This is a genomic window from Bradyrhizobium barranii subsp. barranii, from assembly GCF_017565645.3.
Lineage (GTDB): Bacteria > Pseudomonadota > Alphaproteobacteria > Rhizobiales > Xanthobacteraceae > Bradyrhizobium > Bradyrhizobium barranii.
Map to the genome: position 1 here is coordinate 10674321 of NZ_CP086136.1, position 18489 is coordinate 10692809.

The 18489-nt window shown below is 64.2% G+C and carries 18 protein-coding genes and 2 pseudogenes; 8 read left to right on the plus strand and 12 right to left on the minus strand.

Annotated elements, in window-relative coordinates:
- The first annotated feature begins 80 nt into the window (after positions 1 to 80).
- Positions 81 to 1256, plus strand: coding sequence for an IS481 family transposase (locus J4G43_RS51650; protein WP_208083680.1), 1176 nt, complete (start codon positions 81 to 83; stop codon positions 1254 to 1256).
- 123 nt (positions 1257 to 1379) lie between these two features.
- Here the strand turns inward: J4G43_RS51650 and J4G43_RS51655 are convergent, their stop codons facing one another.
- From J4G43_RS51655 to J4G43_RS51680, 6 genes and pseudogenes are all read right to left on the minus strand, one after another.
- A complete protein-coding gene (locus J4G43_RS51655) occupies positions 1380 to 2114 on the minus strand; it encodes a DUF899 domain-containing protein (protein WP_208083681.1) in 735 nt (244 codons plus the stop codon).
- A 16-nt stretch (positions 2115 to 2130) separates the two neighbouring features.
- A pseudogene (locus J4G43_RS51660) lies at positions 2131 to 2463 on the minus strand (SRPBCC family protein); the annotation flags it as partial.
- A gap of 11 nt (positions 2464 to 2474) precedes the next feature.
- Entirely contained in the window at positions 2475 to 2939 is a 465-nt protein-coding gene (locus J4G43_RS51665; RefSeq protein WP_210387289.1) for an ArsR/SmtB family transcription factor, read from the minus strand.
- A 100-nt stretch (positions 2940 to 3039) separates the two neighbouring features.
- Positions 3040 to 3483, minus strand: a complete 444-nt coding sequence (locus tag J4G43_RS55805) for a DUF3551 domain-containing protein (protein ID WP_321576308.1) — start codon at positions 3481 to 3483, stop codon at positions 3040 to 3042.
- Positions 3419 to 3697: a DUF3551 domain-containing protein gene (locus J4G43_RS51675; protein ID WP_166347654.1), complete on the minus strand. Its 279-nt coding sequence runs from the start codon at positions 3695 to 3697 to the stop codon at positions 3419 to 3421. The genes J4G43_RS55805 and J4G43_RS51675 overlap by 65 nt, the downstream gene beginning before the upstream one ends.
- Before the next feature lie 149 nt (positions 3698 to 3846).
- Entirely contained in the window at positions 3847 to 4821 is a 975-nt protein-coding gene (locus J4G43_RS51680) for a Bug family tripartite tricarboxylate transporter substrate binding protein (protein WP_071908968.1), read from the minus strand.
- A gap of 121 nt (positions 4822 to 4942) precedes the next feature.
- Here J4G43_RS51680 and J4G43_RS51685 point away from each other — a divergent pair, with 121 nt between their 5' ends.
- Positions 4943 to 5362, plus strand: a complete 420-nt coding sequence (locus J4G43_RS51685) for a VOC family protein (protein WP_208083684.1) — start codon at positions 4943 to 4945, stop codon at positions 5360 to 5362.
- A 228-nt stretch (positions 5363 to 5590) separates the two neighbouring features.
- Positions 5591 to 7171 carry an AMP-binding protein gene (locus J4G43_RS51690; protein ID WP_208083685.1) on the plus strand — a complete coding sequence of 527 codons (1581 nt, stop codon included), beginning with the start codon at positions 5591 to 5593 and terminating at the stop codon, positions 7169 to 7171.
- A 165-nt stretch (positions 7172 to 7336) separates the two neighbouring features.
- On the opposite strand, the gene J4G43_RS51695 is transcribed toward J4G43_RS51690, so the two are convergent.
- The 3 genes from J4G43_RS51695 to J4G43_RS51705 all read right to left on the minus strand — a co-directional run bounded on the left by J4G43_RS51695 (position 7337) and on the right by J4G43_RS51705 (position 11614).
- Entirely contained in the window at positions 7337 to 8431 is a 1095-nt protein-coding gene (locus J4G43_RS51695) for an HD-GYP domain-containing protein (RefSeq protein ID WP_166066153.1), read from the minus strand.
- Between the two features lie 412 nt (positions 8432 to 8843).
- A complete protein-coding gene (locus J4G43_RS51700; protein WP_208083686.1) occupies positions 8844 to 11126 on the minus strand; it encodes a xanthine dehydrogenase family protein molybdopterin-binding subunit in 2283 nt (760 codons plus the stop codon).
- Complete coding sequence (locus J4G43_RS51705; protein WP_014491023.1) at positions 11123 to 11614, minus strand: (2Fe-2S)-binding protein; 492 nt, start codon at positions 11612 to 11614, stop codon at positions 11123 to 11125. The genes J4G43_RS51700 and J4G43_RS51705 overlap by 4 nt, the downstream gene beginning before the upstream one ends.
- Positions 11615 to 11928: 314 nt before the next feature.
- Here J4G43_RS51705 and J4G43_RS51710 point away from each other — a divergent pair.
- From J4G43_RS51710 to J4G43_RS51725, 4 genes and pseudogenes are all read left to right on the plus strand, one after another.
- Positions 11929 to 12692 (plus strand): annotated as a pseudogene (locus J4G43_RS51710) (alpha/beta fold hydrolase).
- 22 nt (positions 12693 to 12714) lie between these two features.
- A complete protein-coding gene (locus J4G43_RS51715; protein WP_085405078.1) occupies positions 12715 to 13050 on the plus strand; it encodes a hypothetical protein in 336 nt (111 codons plus the stop codon).
- Positions 13051 to 13232: 182 nt separating this feature from the next.
- Positions 13233 to 13907, plus strand: a complete 675-nt coding sequence (locus J4G43_RS51720) for a dienelactone hydrolase family protein (RefSeq protein WP_208083687.1) — start codon at positions 13233 to 13235, stop codon at positions 13905 to 13907.
- Between the two features lie 92 nt (positions 13908 to 13999).
- The gene (locus J4G43_RS51725; RefSeq protein ID WP_166066149.1) at positions 14000 to 14479 is read left to right on the plus strand and encodes a hypothetical protein; all 480 of its coding nucleotides are present in this window, start codon (positions 14000 to 14002) and stop codon (positions 14477 to 14479) included.
- 1 nt (position 14480) lies between these two features.
- On the opposite strand, the gene J4G43_RS51730 is transcribed toward J4G43_RS51725, so the two are convergent.
- From J4G43_RS51730 to J4G43_RS51740, 3 genes are all read right to left on the minus strand, one after another.
- Positions 14481 to 15227 (minus strand): polysaccharide biosynthesis/export family protein, encoded by a 747-nt coding sequence (locus J4G43_RS51730; protein ID WP_028151117.1) that lies wholly within the window; start codon positions 15225 to 15227, stop codon positions 14481 to 14483.
- Between the two features lie 209 nt (positions 15228 to 15436).
- Positions 15437 to 16093 (minus strand): peptide-methionine (S)-S-oxide reductase MsrA, encoded by a 657-nt coding sequence (msrA, locus tag J4G43_RS51735; protein WP_208083688.1) that lies wholly within the window; start codon positions 16091 to 16093, stop codon positions 15437 to 15439.
- 168 nt (positions 16094 to 16261) lie between these two features.
- On the minus strand, positions 16262 to 16579 hold the full coding sequence (locus J4G43_RS51740; protein ID WP_208083689.1) for a hypothetical protein: 318 nt from the start codon (positions 16577 to 16579) through the stop codon (positions 16262 to 16264).
- A 398-nt stretch (positions 16580 to 16977) separates the two neighbouring features.
- On the opposite strand from J4G43_RS51740, the gene rpsT reads away from it, so the two are divergent.
- Positions 16978 to 17244, plus strand: coding sequence for a 30S ribosomal protein S20 (gene rpsT, locus J4G43_RS51745; protein ID WP_028151115.1), 267 nt, complete (start codon positions 16978 to 16980; stop codon positions 17242 to 17244).
- Positions 17245 to 18489 lie beyond the last annotated feature (1245 nt).

The window sequence follows — 18489 nt, forward strand, 5'->3', positions numbered from 1 at the left end:
GGACAGATCACTGACGGGTGTTCGGAGACATAGCTGACACATCAACATTGGCTGGATTGGTCCGATTCGGGAGGCCGTCCATGCCTTGGAGCGAGGTGTCAGTGATGGATCAGCGTCACGAGTTTGTGCGGCTGGCTTTGCAGGAGGGCGCCAACCGGCGCGAACTGTGCCGTCGGTTCAACATCAGTCCTGACGTCGGCTACAAGTGGCTGGCGCGCTGGCAGGCCGGCGATCGGGAGCTGGCCGACCGCTCCCGGCGCCCGCATGCGATGCCCAAGCGGAGTGAGGCTGCGGTCGAAGTAGAAGTCCTGGCTGTACGCGACAAGCATCCGGCTTGGGGAGCACGGAAGATTGCCCATTGCCTGAAGCGGGGCGGGCAGACGGTGCCTGTGCCATCAACGGTGCACCAGATCCTGTGTCGGAACGGCCGGGTCAAACCGAGTGAGAATGCGCCGCCCAATCCGGGCCACCGGTTCGAGAAGGAAGCTCCCAATCTGCTGTGGCAGATGGACTTCAAGGGCCACCTGCCGCTGGCCGACGGGACACGATGCCATCCGCTGACCATCGTCGACGATCACTCGCGCTACGTGCTGTGCCTGAAGGCATGTGCCGACGAGCAGCGTCTCACCGTGCAGAATCACCTGTCGACGACGTTCCGCTGCTATGGCCTGCCAGAGGCCTTCTACACCGACAATGGCTCACCCTGGGGCGATACGTCCGGCATTCGTTGGACCGGACTGAAGGTGTGGCTGCTCAAGCTTGGCGTCAGGGTGGTGCACGCCAGGCCATGCCACCCACAGGCCCGCGGCAAGAACGAGCGCTTCCATCGCACCCTGAAGGCCGAGGTGTTTGCAATGCGCCGCTTCCGAACTCTCCCGGAAGTCCAGCGCGCCTTCGACGCCTGGCGGCCGGTCTACAATCTGGAGCGGCCTCACCAAGGCCTCGATATGCAGGTCCCTGCCGATCGCTTCCGGCCAAGTGCTCGCCCCATGCCGGCCCGCGTTCCGAACGTCGAATACGACAGCGGCGAGATCGTGCGCAGGGTCTCATCGACAAGACCCTACATCTCCTTCAAGGGACGCTTCTGGAAAGTTCCCCAGGCCTTCGCCCGCGAACGCCTTGCCATCCGGCCACTGGTTCGTGACGGCCACTACGGAATCTTCTTCGCCAGCTGGCAGGTCGCATCGATCGACTTGACCAATGGCCAACCTGTCAGTGATGTGTCCGAACAGGTGTCAGCCATGTCTCCGGACTAAACAGAAGGCGGGGCATCCAGTACGCCGCGGCTTCTAGATTCGACACGACCGTCTCGGAGTACTGGATCGCCCGGTCAAGCCGGGCGATGACACCTTTGATGAGGATCCGGCGCACCCGCCCCCTCACCCGTGGCAGCACGCTCCCTTCGCCTGCGGCTCGTACTGGTCGCGCAGGCGGACCCAGTCCATCGGATAGGGCAGGCCGTCCTCGTGACGACCGAGCGGGGTGAGGTCGAGATACTGATAGGCCGCGTTCATCATGTCGAGACCGCGCGCGAAGCATGAATAGGTATGGAAGATCTCGCCGGCCTCGTTGCGGTAGAACACGCTGATACCGGGCAGCTCCGGACCGTAGAACGGCGTGGTGCCGAAATTGTATTTCGGCACGCCCTTGTCGATCTGCTCGCGCGTGAACGAGACCTCGTAGTCGTAGTTGAAGTCGTTGCTCCCTGACGAGACCCAGTCGAAGGTCCAGCCCATCCGCTTCTTGAAGGCCTCGAGCTTGGCGACCGGCGCCAGCGAGATCGCAACCGTGGAGGTGTCGCGCGCGGCGAGGTGCGGCACGATGCGATCGAGACCGTCGGCCCAGAACGAGCAGCTCTTGCACGCGGCCTCCCAGTTGGGTGCAAACATCACATGCTGCACCACGAGCTGCGGGCGGCCCCCGAAGAGATCGCCGAGCGTCACCTTGCCGTTCGGTCCGTCGAACACATAGTTCTTGTCGACCTTCACCCAGGGCAATGCGCGGCGCTGCTCGGCGAGACGCTCACGGGCCTGGCTGAGCTCCTTCTCATGTGCCAGGTGGGCCTTGCGGGCCGCGATCCATTGCTCGCGCGAGACGATCTGATGTTGCTGCATGGTATCCTCCATGGTGTCAGGCGACGAAGGCGTCGAGCTTGTCGAGGGACGAGCTCCAGCCGCGCTGGTGATTGTCGCGTGCGGTTTCGTCGAAGAACTGGGCGTGATGGAAGATCATCAGCGTGCCGGCGCTATCCGGCTTCAGCGTGATCGTCACCAGCGATTCGCGCTCCGGCGTCGAATGCCAGGCCCAGGTGAACACCAGCCGCTCGTTCAGCACGACCTCGCGATAGATGCCGCCGGCCTCGAAATATTCGCCGTCGTCACCGGTGAAACTGATGCGGTAGCGGCCACCGGTACGGACATCGAGCTCGGCGTCCAGCGTCGCCGGCTTCATGTTCGGCGGCCCGAACCACTGGACTAGCTGCGCGGCTTGCGTCCAGGCGGCGTAGACTTTCTCCGGCCGTGCGCGGAGCCGGCGCGTGAGCGTGAGGCTTGGACGTTCGTTTGGACGTTCGGCTGTGCGGGGATCGGCGTTGACGGCTGCGTTGGCCATGTCTCTTCCTCCACGAAGGCGGCGAGGCGGTCGAACTTCTCGGACCAGAACTGCGCGTAGCGATTGAGCCAGTTCATCGCCTGCTCCATCGGCTGCGCGGTGAGCCGGCAGGACACCGTGCGTCCGGTCTTCTGCCGCACGATCAGGCCCGCATCCGTGAGCACGTCGAGATGCTTCATGATCGCCGGCAGCGAGACCGGAAACGGCGCGGCCAGCTCGCTCACCGACAGGCCGTCCCGCTGGCCGAGCCGCGCGAGAAGGGCACGCCGCGTCGGATCGGACAGTGCCGCAAAGGTCCGGTCGAGCGTCTCGTCTCTATACTTAACCATTTGGTTTAGTATAGATGTGAACGAGAAGGCGTCAAGCAGGAACCCGCGCGTCCGGATCTGCACGACTGCGTGATCAGGCAGTGCTCAGTGTGAGGCGCGACTAGTACGGACGAACGTACCGACCGCGTAGTGACGGCTGAAGCGGAGGCCGTACGGCCACCTGGGCAGGATTTTGCGCGCAATAGCCCTTGCGGCCCGACGCGCTCATCTGACACTGCTCGCGGGTCTGATAGGAGCAGTCGCCGGGATAGCCGTATTCCGAGTTCTGAATGCACCACGCGTAATCATAGTCCGCGCGCGCCGGGCTCCCGCCAGCGAGCCACACAAGGACTATGGTGCCCAGCACAAATTGCGCCTTGCCCATGACCGACCTCCCATTTCGCCGCGCGACATGCGACCTCACAGAGTGAAAGGCTCGCGGAGCCGGTTTATTCCGGAGCGATCGCGCAAAAATACGCGGCCGCGCAATGCGCGCGCGGCTAGTACGGTGCAACGGGCCGCGCGCGACGGTGCGGCCGAGGTTGCGGCTGCGGCGCCTGGCCATAGGCCACCATTGGATTGGGCCCGCAGTACAGCAAGCGGCCGGAGACGCTGGCCTGGCATTGCTCATAGGTGCTGTAGGCACATTCGCCGGGATAGTCATACTCGCCGCCCTGGGCGCACCAGGGATAGTCGCGAGCCGCCGCGGGCGTGATGGTGACGAAGCCGGCAAGGACCGTCGCGCCCAGCGTCAGCAGCGCGAATTGCGTCTTGCGCATGATCCAGACTCCTCTCTTCACAGGGCGAGATACGCGCCATGTATCATCAGGTTTCGCCGCGCCGTTTTATTCCAGATCAACGGAACGAAGTACGCAAGAAAAAAGCCCTGCCAGGCGGCAGGGCTCCAATCTCAGGGATCACAAGATCGCTACTCGACCTTCAGGCCGGCGAACTCGACGACCTTCTTCCACTTCTCGGTCTCGGCCTTGATCTCCTCGCCGAACGCCTCCGGCGTCTGCACCCGCGGCTCGCCGCCGAGTTCGACCAGGCGCTTGGTCATGTCGGGCTCCTTCATGAGCGTATTGATCTCATTGTTGAGCTTGGCGATGATCTCCTTGGGCGTGTTCTTCGGCGCGCCCATGCCGAACAGCGCGCTGGCCTCGTAATCCTTCACGGTCTCGGCAATCGCCTGCACGTCGGGCAGCTGCGGCGAGCGCTCCGTGGTGGTGACACCGATCGCGCGAAGCGAGCCGGAGCGGATGTGCTGGATGATCGAGGGCATGTTGTCGAAGATCACCTGCACCTGGCCGCCGAGCATGTCGGTGATCGCCGGCGCCGCGCCGCGATAGGGCACGTGCTGCATCTTGCAGCCGGTCAGCGCCATGAACATCTCGCCGGACAGATGCACCGAGGTGCCATTGCCGGACGAAGCCATGTTCACCTTGCCGGGATTGGCCTTCACATATTCGATGAACTCGGCGACGTTCTTGGCCGGAACGTCCTTGTTGACGGTCATCACGTTCGGCACCCGCTGGAACGAGGCCACCGGCGCGATATCGCGCACGAAGTTGAATTTGAGGTTGGTGTAGAGCGACGCGTTGATGAAGTTGGCCGGATTGACCAGTTGCAGCGTGTAGCCGTCGGGCTCGGCATTGACGACCGATTCGGTGCCGATATTGTTGCCGGCGCCGGGCTTGTTCTCGATCACGAATTGCTGGCCGAGCCGTTCCGACAGCCGCTGACCGATCAGCCGCGCCAGGATGTCGGTGGCTCCGCCCGGCGGATAGCCGACCACCCATTTCACGGGCCGGGCCGGATAGTCGGCGGCAAGGGCCTTCGACAGCGGGGTGGCTGCAAGCGGACTGGCTGCGAGCAGGCCCAGCGCGGTACGGCGAGTGATCATCTCAAGGGGTCTCCCAACGTGTTGTTCTTGAAAGCCAGATGGCTTCAAAGTCGACGCGGTTGTAACAAAGCTTGCCGCAGGCGGAAAGTGCGCCCGGCGCATCACGACGAAAGGATAAGGCATGCCGGTCAAGGTCGAAGCCCTCGATCATCTCGTCATCAACGTCGCCGACGTCGCAGTGACCGCCGAGTGGTACCGCAAGATTCTCGGCATGGAAGTCAAGGTGTTCGACCCCGGCGGCGGCAAAGCGCCGCGGACTTCGTTGCAATTCGGTAACCAGAAGATCAACGTCCGGCCGCGCGATGCCGACAAGGTGGAGTGGTTCACCGCGGACCATCAGACCGCCGGCAGCGAGGATCTGTGCTTCCTCACCTCTGCCGCGCCCGACGAGGTGGTGGCGCATTTGACGGCACATGGCGTCGCGATCGAGGAAGGCCCGGTTCCCAAGCAGGGCGCCCGCGGCATGCTGCGCTCGGTCTATTGCCGGGATCCGGATGGCAGCCTGATCGAGATTTCGTCGTACGAGGACGGTGGTCGATAGGGCCGCGCTGCCGGCCCAAGCGCCGTCATTGCGAGGAGCCCTTGCGACGAAGCAATCCAGACTGCCCCCGGCGGAGACAGTCTGGATTGCTTCGCTGCGCTCGCAATGACAATGGAGAGAGCGGGCGCTACACCTCCCCCGATTTGCTCCCCGCGCCATCCGATGGCAGGAAGACGCAATAATCAAAAGGCAGCCGCCATCAAGATGCAGGCTGCACGGGGAGGATTCATGCCTATCCAACAGACCGCAGCCGGACTCGTAGGACCGTTCGACGGGCTCGACGTGCCCTGGCTGCTGAAGCTGCGCGCAGAAGTGCGACGCGATCATGCGTTCCTGATCTGGGCGCCGTTCGGCGCGCCGGCGCGGCGCTGGAGCTATGGCGAGTTTCACGAGCGCGTCGGCGCGCTCGCGGCGGGGCTGGCGAGGTGCGGCGTGAAGCCGGGCGAATATGTGCTCATTCATCTCGACAATTGCATCGAGGCGCTGCTGGCCTGGTTCGCCTGCGTCGAACTGGGCGCCATCGCGGTGACTACCAACACCCGCTCGGCACCGGCGGAGATGGAATATTTCGCCGATCATTGCGGCGCGGTCGCCGCGATCACGCAGCCGGCCTATGCCGAGCTCGTCGCGCGGAACTGCCGCAACATCCGCTGGATGGCGGTGACCTCGCACGATGCCGGGGCAGCACCTGCGCAAGCCGTCTCGCGCGGCGACAGTTTTGAAGCGCTGTTCGCCGATAGCGCTGACCGGCCGCTTCGCGCGACCGATCCGTTCGCGCCGTGCAGCGTGCAGTACACGTCAGGCACGACCTCGCGCCCGAAGGCGGTGCTGTGGACCCACGCCAACGCGCTGTGGGGCGCCAAGATCAACGCCGCGCATGAGGACCTTCATGCGAGCGACGTGCACCAGACCTATCTGCCGCTGTTCCATACGAATGCCCTCGCCTACTCCATGCTGGCAACACTGTGGGTAAGCGCCACCTGCGTGATCCAGCCGCGGTTCTCCGCAAGCCGCTTCTGGGGCGTCGCGCGCGAGCACGGCTCGACCTGGACCTCGACGATCCCGTTCTGCATGAAGGCCCTGCTCGAGCAGGAGGTCCCGAAAGACCACAAATTCCGCCTGTGGGGCACCGCCATCAACGAACCGCCGGCCTTCGCTGCGTTCGGCGTCAAGATGATCGGCTGGTGGGGCATGACCGAGACCATCACCCACGGCATCATCGGCGAAGTCGACCAGCCCAACATCCCGATGTCGATCGGGCGCGCGGCTCCCGAATATCAGATCCGCATCACCGACGATGACGGACGGCCGACCGAGGTCGGCGACACCGGCAATCTCGCGATCAAGGGCATCGCCGGGCTGTCGCTGTTCGCCGAATATCTGCACAATGAAAAGGCGACGCGCGAAAGCTTCGACGAGCACGGCTTCTTCCTCACCGGCGACCGCGTCGAGCGGCTGGAGAACGGCTTCATCAGGTTCGGCGACCGCGCCAAGGACATGCTGAAGGTCGGTGGCGAGAACGTCGCGGCCTCCGAGATCGAGCAGGTGATCGCGGTGGTAGCAGGCGTGCGCGAGGCCGCGGTGGTGGCGAAGAAGCACCCGATGCTGGAAGAGGTGCCGGTTGTCTTCATCATCCCGCACGGCGGCGTCGCGGGCGCTGCGCCCAATCTGCATGATCGCGTGATGGCGGCCTGCGGCGCGGGACTCGCGGATTTCAAGGTGCCGCGCGAAATCAGGCTTGTCGACGACATGCCGCGCTCGACGCTGGAGAAGGTGGCGAAGGCGGAGTTGCGGAAGATGGTAGGGTGAGCGGCCGCGCCAAACGACGACTCCCGTAGGGTGGGCAAAGCGGCTTGTCCGCCGTAGCTCGAAGAGCGAAGGCGGAAGCGTGCCCAACATTCGGGTCGCAATTGAGGAAGCATGGTGGGCACGGCGCGCGAAGGGCGCGCCTTTGCCCACCCTACGGCATCGTGCTCAAAACGATCCCAGCGCCACCGGCCGGAACGCCTGCAGCAGTTGCTGATCCAGCTTGCCGCCCATGCCTTCCATCATCGTGAAGGCGCGCGAGTGGGTGAAGGGCATGCGGTAGGCGCGCTTCTCCACCAGTGCCGCGTAGATGTCGACGATCGTCGTGACCCGCACGATGTCGCTGATCTGGTTCGACGACAGGCCGTTCGGATAGCCAGAGCCGTCGAGGAATTCGTGGTGATGCAGCACGACGTCGAGCATCTCCGGCGGGAAGCCGCCTTGCTCCGCGAGCGCGTCATAGCCGCGGCGCGGGTGCTGGCGCACCTCGGCCATCTCTTCGTCGGTGAGCTTGCCCGGCTTGTCGAGCAGCACGGAGGGAACGAAGGCCTTGCCGACGTCGTGCAACAGCGCGGCGCGGGTCAGGCGACGCTGGTCGTCCTCGCGCATACCGAGATGCTGCGCGAAGGCGACGGCGAAGCCGGTGACGAACAGGCAGTGGCGATAGCTGCCGACATGATGGCAGCCGACGGTGGTGAGCCATTCGCGCAGCGATGAATGCTTGATCGCCTTCAGGATCTTGCTCTCGGCGGCGATGACGTCGTCGAAGGTCAAGGGCACGCCGAGCGGCAGCTTCTCGAACATCTTCCTCAGCACCGCATGCGCCGCCTCGACGCCACGGTTGAGCGTCTTGCCGCGGTCGGTCGCGTCATAGGTGGCGGTGTCGGGGAACGCGGCGCGGATGCGCTGAAGAATTGCATCGGGCTGCAGCGGCCGCGAGATCGTGTCGGTGGCGCCCAGTGCCCAGGCCTGCATGGTGCCGTGATGCAGGGCATCGGCGAGCACGAACAGCCGCGGCATCGTGCGATAGGCATCGCCGCGCAGCTTGTTGCGCACCCGCTGCACGCTCTCAGGCGAGCGCAGATTGATGTCGACCACGAGACCGGACAGATCGCGCGACGGCTGCTCGGGAATGTCCTGCGTCGTCACCGTCGAAACGTCGCCCACGGCCTTCAGGATGCTGGCAAGCTCGGTGCTCTCGTCGCTCCGGTCGGAAGCGAGCAAGAGCCGGCGTTTGGCGGCGGATTTGGCTGGCGCGTTCATGGCTTCCCCAGAGCACGGGAGTGTATTTGGCGTCAGCCTAAGCCGGATCAGGTTCTCCGGCCCTTAAGAGGCGTGCTCAATGGAACCCTGCGGAATTGCGCGCAATTTTAGGGATTTTGGGCCCCCGCCCTGCTTCCAGTCAAAACGGCGAAAACAACCCCATGCACAGTAGAACGGGCCTTGATGGGAAAGGGGAATTTGGGGTGCTCTCACCCACTCTCCGCTGTCGTCGCCCGGCTTGACCGGGCGACCCAGTATTCCGAGGCGGCGCAGCCGGAGCTGAGAGGCCGCGGCGTACTGGATGCCCCGCTTTCGCGGGGCATGACAGCGAGATTGTGGAGACGCCTACCAAAACAAATCCGCCGGAAGTTGCCCTCCGGCGGATCAGCTTACTTGGCAATTGCGCCTCGCCTTACGCCTTCATCGCCTCCTTCACGGCCTCGGCCGTGATCGGCAGGGCCCGGATGCGGGCGCCTGAGGCGTTGAAGATGGCGTTGCCGATTGCCGGGGCGATGACCGTCACCGCGGGCTCGCCGACGCCGGTGGCCTTTTCGCCGTTGGCGATCACGGCGACGGCGACCTCGGGCATCTGGCTCATGCGCAAGGGCGTGTAGCTGTCGAAGTTTGTCTGCTCGATGCCACCGTCCTTGAGCGTCGCCTTCTCGTACATCGCCAGCGACAGGCCCCACAGCGCCGCACCCTCGACCTGGGCACGGATGTTGTCGGGATGCACCTGCGTGCCGACGTCGGTTGCGACCGTGAGCTTCTTCACGGTCACCTCGCCCGACGGCGCCACCGCGACATGGGCGACGCACGCCGTCCAGCTCGCGGTCGCGCGTTCCTGCGAGGAGACGCAGGCGACGCCCATGCCCTCGCCTTTCGGCAGTTGCTTGGTGCCGTAGCCGGACAGCCCCATCGCGGCGAGCAGCGTGTTGCGCAGCCGCTGCGCGCCGCCGTCGTTCTTGCCCTTGCCGTCGAGCAGCGCGATGCGGAATTGCGCCGGGTCCTTGCCAGTCGCAGCCGCGATCTCGTCGATCATGCTTTCGATCGCCCAGAACGTCCAGCCGGGCGCCACCGAGCGAAGCTGCCCGGACGGCGTCGCATTGTGCGCGAGCTCGTTCTTGATCGCGCGCACATAATGGTTGGGCACGGTGTAGAAGAAGTCGGCCCCGTTCACCGTGAAGGAATCGAGCGGACCCTTCTTGTCGACCGAGGGCGTCAGGAAGTCAGGGATGCCCCAGCGCGCGGTCGGCCAGGCCGAGACGACGTCGTGGCTGAGCGCGACGAGCTTGCCGTCGCCGTCCACGCCGACCTTGACCTTCTGGTAGGTGAGCGGACGCGAGAAATCCATCGTCATGTCGTTCTCGCGCGTATAGATCACCTTCACCGGCTTGCCGATGGCCTTCGCCGCCTGCACCGCCGGCACCATCATGTCGGCATCGAGCCTGCGGCCAAAACCGCCGCCGAGCCACATCTGGTGCATCACCACGAACTTCGGATCGATCCCGGCGGCGCCTGCCGCAATCGCGCCGGAGCGCGTCGCGAACTGGTTGCCGGAATAGATGTGCAGGATGTCGCCCTTGAACTCCGCGGTGGCGTTCATCGGCTCCATCGGCGCGTGGATGTTGATGCTGGTGGTGTACTCCGCCTCCAGCACTTTTGCGGCCGAGCCGAACGCCGCGTTGGGATCGCCGTCCTTGACGAAGAACTGGCCGGAATCCTCGAGCTTCTGAAGCCGCTTGGCTTCGTCGAGCAGCGACTCGCTCGAGACCTTCGCGTTCGGACCGCCGTCATAGGCGATCTTCAGCGCCGCGGCCGCCTTCTTGGCATTGGCGTAGGTGCTGGCGACCGCGACGACCCAGCCGGATGTCGTGCCGGTCTTGTCGTCGAGGGTGATGGCCTTGATGAAGCCCGGCACCTTCTTCGCCGCCGAGTCGTCGACCGACTTCACCGTTGCGCCGAAGCGCACCGGCGGCGTCACCACCGCGCCATAGGCCATGCCCGGCAACATCACGTCGATGCCGTACTTGGCCGTGCCGTTGGTCTTGGAGGGGATGTCGAGCTGCGGCACCGACACGCCGATCATGGTGTACTGGTCCGGTGTCTTCAGCTTGATCGCCTTCAGCTCGTCCGGCGTGAAGGTCTTGGTCGCCTTGCCGCTCTTCACGACGTCGGCGAACGACATCTGCTTCTTCGACTTCGGATGCGAGATCACGGAATCGCGCACCACGAGCTCCGACGCCGGCACGCCCATCGCGGCAGCCGCGCCTTCCGTCAATGCCGTCCGGCCGGCTGCGCCGGCCCGGCTCATCGCGTCGAAGTTCATCATGGTCGACCAGCTGCCGCCGGTGATCTGCGCCCCCAGCACGGGGTCGTTGAACTTCAGATCGTTGGAGGCAAGCGCGACGCGCATGTCGCTCCACTTCGCGCCCAATTCCTCGCAGACGATCTGCGCCATGGTGGAGGCGATGTGCTGGCCCATGTCGGCCTTGCCGCAGGTCACGGTGACCAGGCCATCGGGCGCGATCGCATACCAGACGCTCGGCTCGAAGTTCGAAGGCGCAGCGAGCGCCTCACCGATGCCGGGCACGCCGGCATAGCCGAGCACGAGGCCGGTCGCTGCCGTGCCGACCAGGAAGGAGCGGCGGCTGAGATCTGATGTCTCGGGTGTGATGGTGTTCACGTGCTTATTCATGTGGGCCTCCGTTCGTTGCCGGAGACGGATGCGGTGCGCATCTCGGTAGCGGCGCGCATGATCGCCTTCTGGATCCGCGAATAGGTCATGCAACGGCAGAGATTGCCGTCCATATGCGCCACGACCTCCTCCTTGGTCGGATTGGCATTCTTGGCAAGCAGCGAGGCCGCCTGCATGATCTGACCCGACTGGCAGTAGCCGCATTGCGGCACCTGCTCGGCGATCCACGCCTTCTGCAGCGGATGATCGCCCTTGGCGGAGAGGCCTTCGATGGTGGTGATCTTCTTGCCGGCGACATCGCCGACCATGGTCTGGCACGAGCGCACGGCTTCGCCGTTGACGTGCACGGTGCAGGCACCGCACAGCCCGGCACCGCAGCCGAACTTGGTGCCGGTCATCTGCAATTGCTCGCGGATCGCCCAGAGGAGCGGCGTGTCGTTCGCCGCATCCACGGACAGACTCCGCCCGTTGATGGTGAGAGTTGGCATAGGCGTCTTCCCCTGCCGGTGCATGAAGCCGCTTACGGCGGCAACTTGAACAGTGGACGCCCACCGGGCTGGCGCCCACCTTGATCGCAAGAATGATCGGGTTCGCAGCCAGAGGCAAATGCAATTTGGAATCGATCGAAACTATCGCGGCAGCTCAGTGTTGTGCGTTGCGACAACGGCACCCGATGCAGCGACTGGACGCAACAGAGAATGCATCAGGCATGCGTGCCATCGCGTTCAGGCAGTTTCTTCCAGGTAACCCGTCGGGCTAGGATCGACGCGAAAACAACAACCAGCATAAAGAGGCGGGAGACATGCCAAAAATCGATCGGGACGGCGTCGGGATCTACTACGAAGTTCACGGCGACGGTCCGCCGCTGTTGCTCACCCACGGCTATTCCTCGACCTCGGCGATGTGGCATGGCCAAGTCGACGCGCTCGCGAGGGACCACAAGCTCATCCTGTGGGACATGCGCGGCCACGGCCAGTCCGACTATCCCGACGATCCCCATGCCTATAGCGAAGCGCTCACCGTCGGCGACATGGCCGCGATCCTCGAGCGGTCGGCGCCGAGCGCGCCATCATCGGCGGGCTCTCGCTCGGCGGCTACATGTCGCTCGCGTTCTATCGCGCTTATCCGCAACGCGCTCGTGCCCTGCTGATCATCGACACCGGCCCCGGCTTCAAGAAGGACGACGCGCGCGAGGCCTGGAACGCACGGGCGCTTGCGACCGCCGACAAGCTCGACCATGAAGGTCTCGACATGCTGAAGTCGGCGACACGCGAGCGCGCCACCGCGAGCCATCGCAATGCCAGGGGATTGGCGCTCGCCGCACGCGGCATGCTGACCCAGCGCGACGCCCGCGTGATCGAGCTGCTCCCCGACATCAAGGTGCCCTGCCTCATCGTGGTCGGCGCCGACGACGCGCCGTTCCTCGCCGCGTCCGACTACATGGCCGCAAAGATCCCCGGCGCACAAAAGGTCGTGATCCCCGCCGCCGGTCACGCCGTCAACATCGATCAGCCCAAGGCTTTTATTGACGCGGTGACGCCTTTCCTGAAGAACTTGCCGGGATAGGACGGTCGGAAGGACACTGGCAATGAAGCAAGCGATACTGGCTGCGAGCGCGGTGCTGCTATCGATGTCTGCGCAGGCAGAACCGTTCGGCGGCACGCAGCCGCGCCGGCCCTTCGTTGCGACCTTGTCGAACAACACGCCGCTCGCCTTCGGCATGGATGCCGAGCAGACCGCGCGGGCACTGGGTCAGCCTCTGCAATATGTGCGCGGGCGGCCCGGCAACGAGATCTATCTCGCGCTTCGCAACCTCGGCGGCAGCGGACTGATCCCCTACCGCCATCGCCTGTTCCTGCAGTTCCGTCACGGACGGCTGGCGGGATGGAAGGAAGACTACGGCGAGAACTGGATGTGGGAGTGAGAGCGACGCACAGCCGCCTCCCCTCATCCTGAGGAGCTTGCGGAGCAAGCGTCTCGAAGGATGAAGGCCACGCTGATGTGTTCACGGGCCTCTATCCTTCGAGACGCGCTCCGTTGGAGCGCTCCTCAGGATGAGGGCAGAGAGCTGAAATTTCGGATCGACAACAAAGAAGGACAACCCGCGTGGGACAAGACATCAAGCTGACGGCTTCCGACAATTTCCAGCTCGGCGCCTATCGCGCCGATCCCTCAGGCGCCCCGAAGGGCGCGGTGGTGGTGATCCAGGAGATCTTTGGGGTCAATCACCACATCCGCTCGGTCTGCGATCGCCTCGCCAGGGAAGGCTATGTCGCGATCGCGCCGTCGACCTTCGACCGGACCTCGCCGAACTTCCAGTCGGGCTACACGCCCGACGAGATCGCCGAGGCGCGCAAGTTCGTCGCCAGTCCCGACTGGGACGCGATGCTGCGCGACACCCAGGCCGCGATCGACGCGGTGAAGAGCGTCGGGCCGGTCGGCATCATCGGCTTTTGCCTGGGCGGCAGCGTCGCCTTTGTCGCGGCGACGCGGCTGTCGGGCCTGAAGGCCGCGATCGGCTATTACGGCGGCGCCGTGGTGCGCTTCGCCGACGAGAAACCGAAGGTGCCGACGCAACTGCATTTCGGCGAGAAGGATGCCGGCATTCCCCTGACCGACGTCGAGACCGTCAAGGCGAAGCGGCCGGATGTGGAAGTCTTCATCTACCCGGGCGCCCAGCACGGCTTCCATTGCGACGAGCGGCCGAGCTACGACAAGGCGAGCTCGGATATCGCCTGGCCGCGCTCGATGGAATTTTTCGCGAAGCATCTGACGAAGTAGCGCGCGCCACTCAAAGCAGGAATCGGGTGGCTGCATCACGGCACCCGGCGATAGAGCTGGCCGATCAAGCCAACTCGCGCCGGGAGATCGCCATGCAGCAAGCCATCACGCACCTCGTCATTCGCAACCCGTTCGGAACCATGGACGTCCCGGGCCCGGACGATTCTGAAGTCATGGACTACGCGGCGACCGCCACGCTGGCCGGCGATGCGGCCGACATCAACGCGGCGGCATGGACATCCATTGCCGCCCTCTCCGATCCGCTCGAAGGCATCTGGGCTAGCAGATGGAATGGCGGCGCCGATCCGACCATTGCGGGCGATACGCCGGACAGATGGAAAGAGGGGCGCGCGGATATCCGCATCGCGGGGAGCCGGATCTATCTGCGCTTCGACTGGGACCATGGCCGCCGGCACGGCCTGATCGATGCTGCGCGCGAGGGCGCGCGCCTGGTCGGAAAGTACATCAACCTGACCACGCCTGCGATCACGCGGCCATGGGTCGGGCTCGTGGTCGATGGCACGCGCATCGACGGATGCTTTCCGAACGGACGGCTGGATTTCAGGCGGTGAGCTAGAACCAGCGCTCGCCGACGAACACGGTGTCGCCGGGGCTCAAGGGAGTGCCGAGCGGGACGATGGCGCGCATCGCGCCGCCGGCTTCGGTGTGCGTGACGGTGACCACGTCGCGCTTGGCGCGGGGTGAGAATCCGCCGGCGATCGCGACCGCGCTTTCGACCGTCATGTTCGGCACATAAGGATATTGGCCGGGTGCGGTGACTTCGCCGAGGATGAAGAACGGGCGGTAGGCTTCGATCTCGACCGCGACCGAGGGCTCGCGGATGTAACCGTTGCGCAGGCGCGCGGCGATTTCACCGGCGAGACCCGCCGGGGTGCGGCCGCGGGCCGGCACCCCGCCGATCAACGGCATGGTGATCGAACCGCCAGCATCGATGGCGTAGCTGTTGGTGAGGCCTTCCTGGCCGTAGACCACGACGCGCAGCCTGTCGCCGGCGTCGAGATGATAGGAGGAGTCGTAGCGCACCGGCGCCGCCATCGGCGCGGCGTAGCCGACCGGCATGGGTGCAGGCGACGAGGCAAAGGAATTGCGCAACGCGCCGATGGCACCGCCACCGTCGGCGACGACGACCGGCTGCGGTGCGCCATAGGGCTGGCCATAGGCCATGGAATCGAGATCGGCACGGGGCTGCATGACCGCGACGGGACCGGCGGTCTGCATGCAGCCGCCGAGGGCAAGCGCGGCGGACGCTGCCAAGGAGGCTGTCAAGATCGACCATCGAAACGCGCGTGCAACCGGCACAGGACCTATCCCTCGAAACGAGACGGCCCCAGTCTTGCACTGGTTATGGTTAACAAAGCGTTGAGGGGGGCAGCGCGGCAATGCGGATGCGATGACACCGCACACTCCGTCATGCCCGGGCTTGTCCCGGGCATCCACGTTCTTGGTGCCGCACGAAGATCGTGGATGGCCGGGACAAGCCCGGCCATGACGACTTGTTCGTGGCGAACTTACGCGCTCACGCCCACGCCGATCGGGCAGGACACGCCGGTGCCACCGAGGCCGCAATAGCCGGCGGGGTTCTTCGCCAGATATTGCTGATGGTAGTCCTCGGCGAAATAGAACGCGCCGGCGGGCGCGATCTCGGTGGTGATGGCGCCGAGACCTTTTGCAGCAAGCGCCTTCTGATAGAGCGCCTTCGATTCATCGGCCGCTTTCTTCTGCGCATCTGAATAAGTGTAGATCGCGCTTCGGTACTGCGTGCCGACATCGTTGCCCTGACGCATGCCCTGCGTCGGGTTGTGGCTCTCCCAGAACGTCTTCAGGAGTTTCTCGTAAGAGATCTTCTTCGGATCGAACACGACCAGCACCACTTCGGTGTGGCCGGTGCGCCCCGAACAGGTCTCTTCATAGGTCGGGTTCGGCGTGTGGCCGCCGGCATAGCCGACAGCGGTCGCGTAGACACCGTCGCCGAGCTGCCAGAATTTGCGCTCGGCACCCCAGAAGCAGCCGAGCCCGAACACGGCCTGCTCGAGGCCCGCGGGATAAGGCGGCTGTAACTTCGCGCCGTTGACGAAATGGGTGGTCGCGGTGGGAATGGCTTGCGCACGGCCCGGCAGCGCTTCCGCGGCGCTCGGCAATGCGGTGGTCTTGCGCATGAACAGCATGATTGGCTCTCCGAGACGAGCTGTCCGTCGCTTGAGCCAATGCAACAAGCCAAGGGCTCAGGCGGCGCGCTCGCGATCAAGGTGGGAATATAGGTATCTACGCAGGAGGGGGCAGCCCTGTTACGGCTGCCGTCAACGCGAGGGTCAGTCTCGGCGGGAATTGAAAGATCAATCCCGGGAATAACCGATCAGCGGCTTCCGCGGGCGGAACAGGATCATCAGCAGGATGCCCAAAATGCCGAGCACGGCGAAAACCGGCTGATCCAGCACCAGGCGGATCACCGAGGTCCAGAGCCAGGGCGCCTTGGCCTCGACCCAGGTGCGGAATGCCGTCTGGCTGGCCTGGTTGATGTCGTTCCAGAACTGGCCGAACCGGGTGAACCGCAGGGTCTGGTCGGCCACCCAGCGGGCGCCGTCATAGACCATGAAGATGAACCCGCCGGCCAGCAGCAACAGCCCAATCAGTCGGAAAATGCCGCGGATCATGCCTCACCTATATGGTCGTCCGATCGGACGACCTCTGCAATGCCGCCAGCCAATAGCCGGGCGACGGCAGAAATTCAACCTCTTCAGGGCGTTACGGCGCGCGCTGGAGCGCCCGAGGCCTGTTTTCCAGCCCCGGAAAGCGTTGACGGTGCCGCAGACCCCCTCTATAAGGGCGCCAACTGGCGGTGGGCGCAATCCTGCCGCCGCTGTTCTTTGAGCAGTTGCAGGCTCCCTGAGCTTTAAGGGCTTGGAGCCTCAGAGACGACCGCAAGGCCGTCGCTCATGTTCCGGGAACAGCCCAGCAACCGAACACCCTAAATCCGAGCGTCGATTAAGCGGTCAAGCAGCCGGCGCTACCCGAACAAGACGCGACCGGTACCGCAAAGGATATTGAGACCATGGCCAATACCACTTCCGCCAAGAAAGCGACGCGCAAGATCGCCCGCCGCACTGCCGTCAACAAGTCGCGCCGCACCCAGATGCGCGGTGCCGTGCGTACCGTCGAAGAAGCCATCGCCACCGGCGATCGCGCCGCCGCGCTGAAGGCGATGGCGAGCGCCGAGCCCGCGCTGATGCAGGCCGCGCAGCGCAACATCGTTCACAAGAACAACGCGAGCCGCAAAGTCTCCCGGCTCACCGCGCAGATCGCCAAGCTCGCGAAGTAAGCTCGTCGAGTCATCCGATCGACTGATCGGATCGACATCGCGCTCGTCAATCAGCCCGGCTCGCGCCGGGCTTTTTGTTGCCTGTCACAATTCACGCTTGCGGTCGTTGGGCGACCACTCTTCCGTTGGAAGACTCGTGTCGTCTTCGCTGCGCTGCGCCCGTAATTTCACTGGCGGATGTTTTTGCAACAGCGGAAACTTTCACTGCGCTGCGAAAAACCCCTGCGGGGCGGGCTTAAGTTGAATCCGCGCGCGCGAGAGTTCTGCACACCGTAGTTTTCCCGGAACCGGTTCGCGATGGAGTTACCCTGCGAAACGAGACTCAAAAAGCGGTGTCTCAATAATCACTTATCGACATAGCGTCGACAAGCATTTGGAAAAATTGCCCGCAAGGCGTGCGCGTGACGCTTTTGTAAAAAATTTTTGGCGGTGGCGGAGATTTGTCACATGACGCGCGGCGCCTTCGAATCTGTGCACGGATTCAAACTCTTGCTCGCAAGCCTGTGCACAACTCCCGCGCGCCGTTAACGCTGGTCAAGTTTTTAGTCGCCTCAAGTGTGAATCAATTTCGTTGCGAGTCTTTCCGCATAGTGTATTCCTTAAGTCGTCCGCAGCGCCCACGATCTCAAGACCAGCGCGGTTTTAGAAACGGGGCGAGCGTGCAAATCGGCGGCGGTGTGCACGTAGGCGACGCTTCAACAAGCGATTGTCGGTTCAAAACCCATAGCAATATGGGAACGGTAGCTCTTTGTCTGAATGTCTCCAAGTGGGATCTTCGATCCCGCTCGCGCCAGACGCAAACGAGAGATGTCATGAAACTACCGCGACACACGTGATGGCGTAGCCGAGCGGACGAACAGTGCAGACGGGCGGGACATCGGCGACTTCAGTCGCAGTTGTCTTCAGGACACGCAGGACCTTGCCGTGAGCAATCACGGCAGGACGGGGAGGGTATCATGTCTTACGGACTCAACGCGGTATTGAAACAAGCCACCTACTCCAACGATGCCGGTTTAGATCAGCCCAACCTCCAGCCTCCCGCGTGTGACGGAGCGCCGAGTACGCGCTGACCTCGCGACCCCTCCATCTCTGACATCGCCAGTCCGACCCGCGGCGTTCGCGCCGAACGGCGGAGCTGTGTCCGACGATGGAATCGCTCGAGGTCGTGCCCTTCGAAGGATCCTGGCGGGACCCCTTCATGGCACTCACAACGCAACTTTATCTCTCAATAGAAGTTTTTTGACG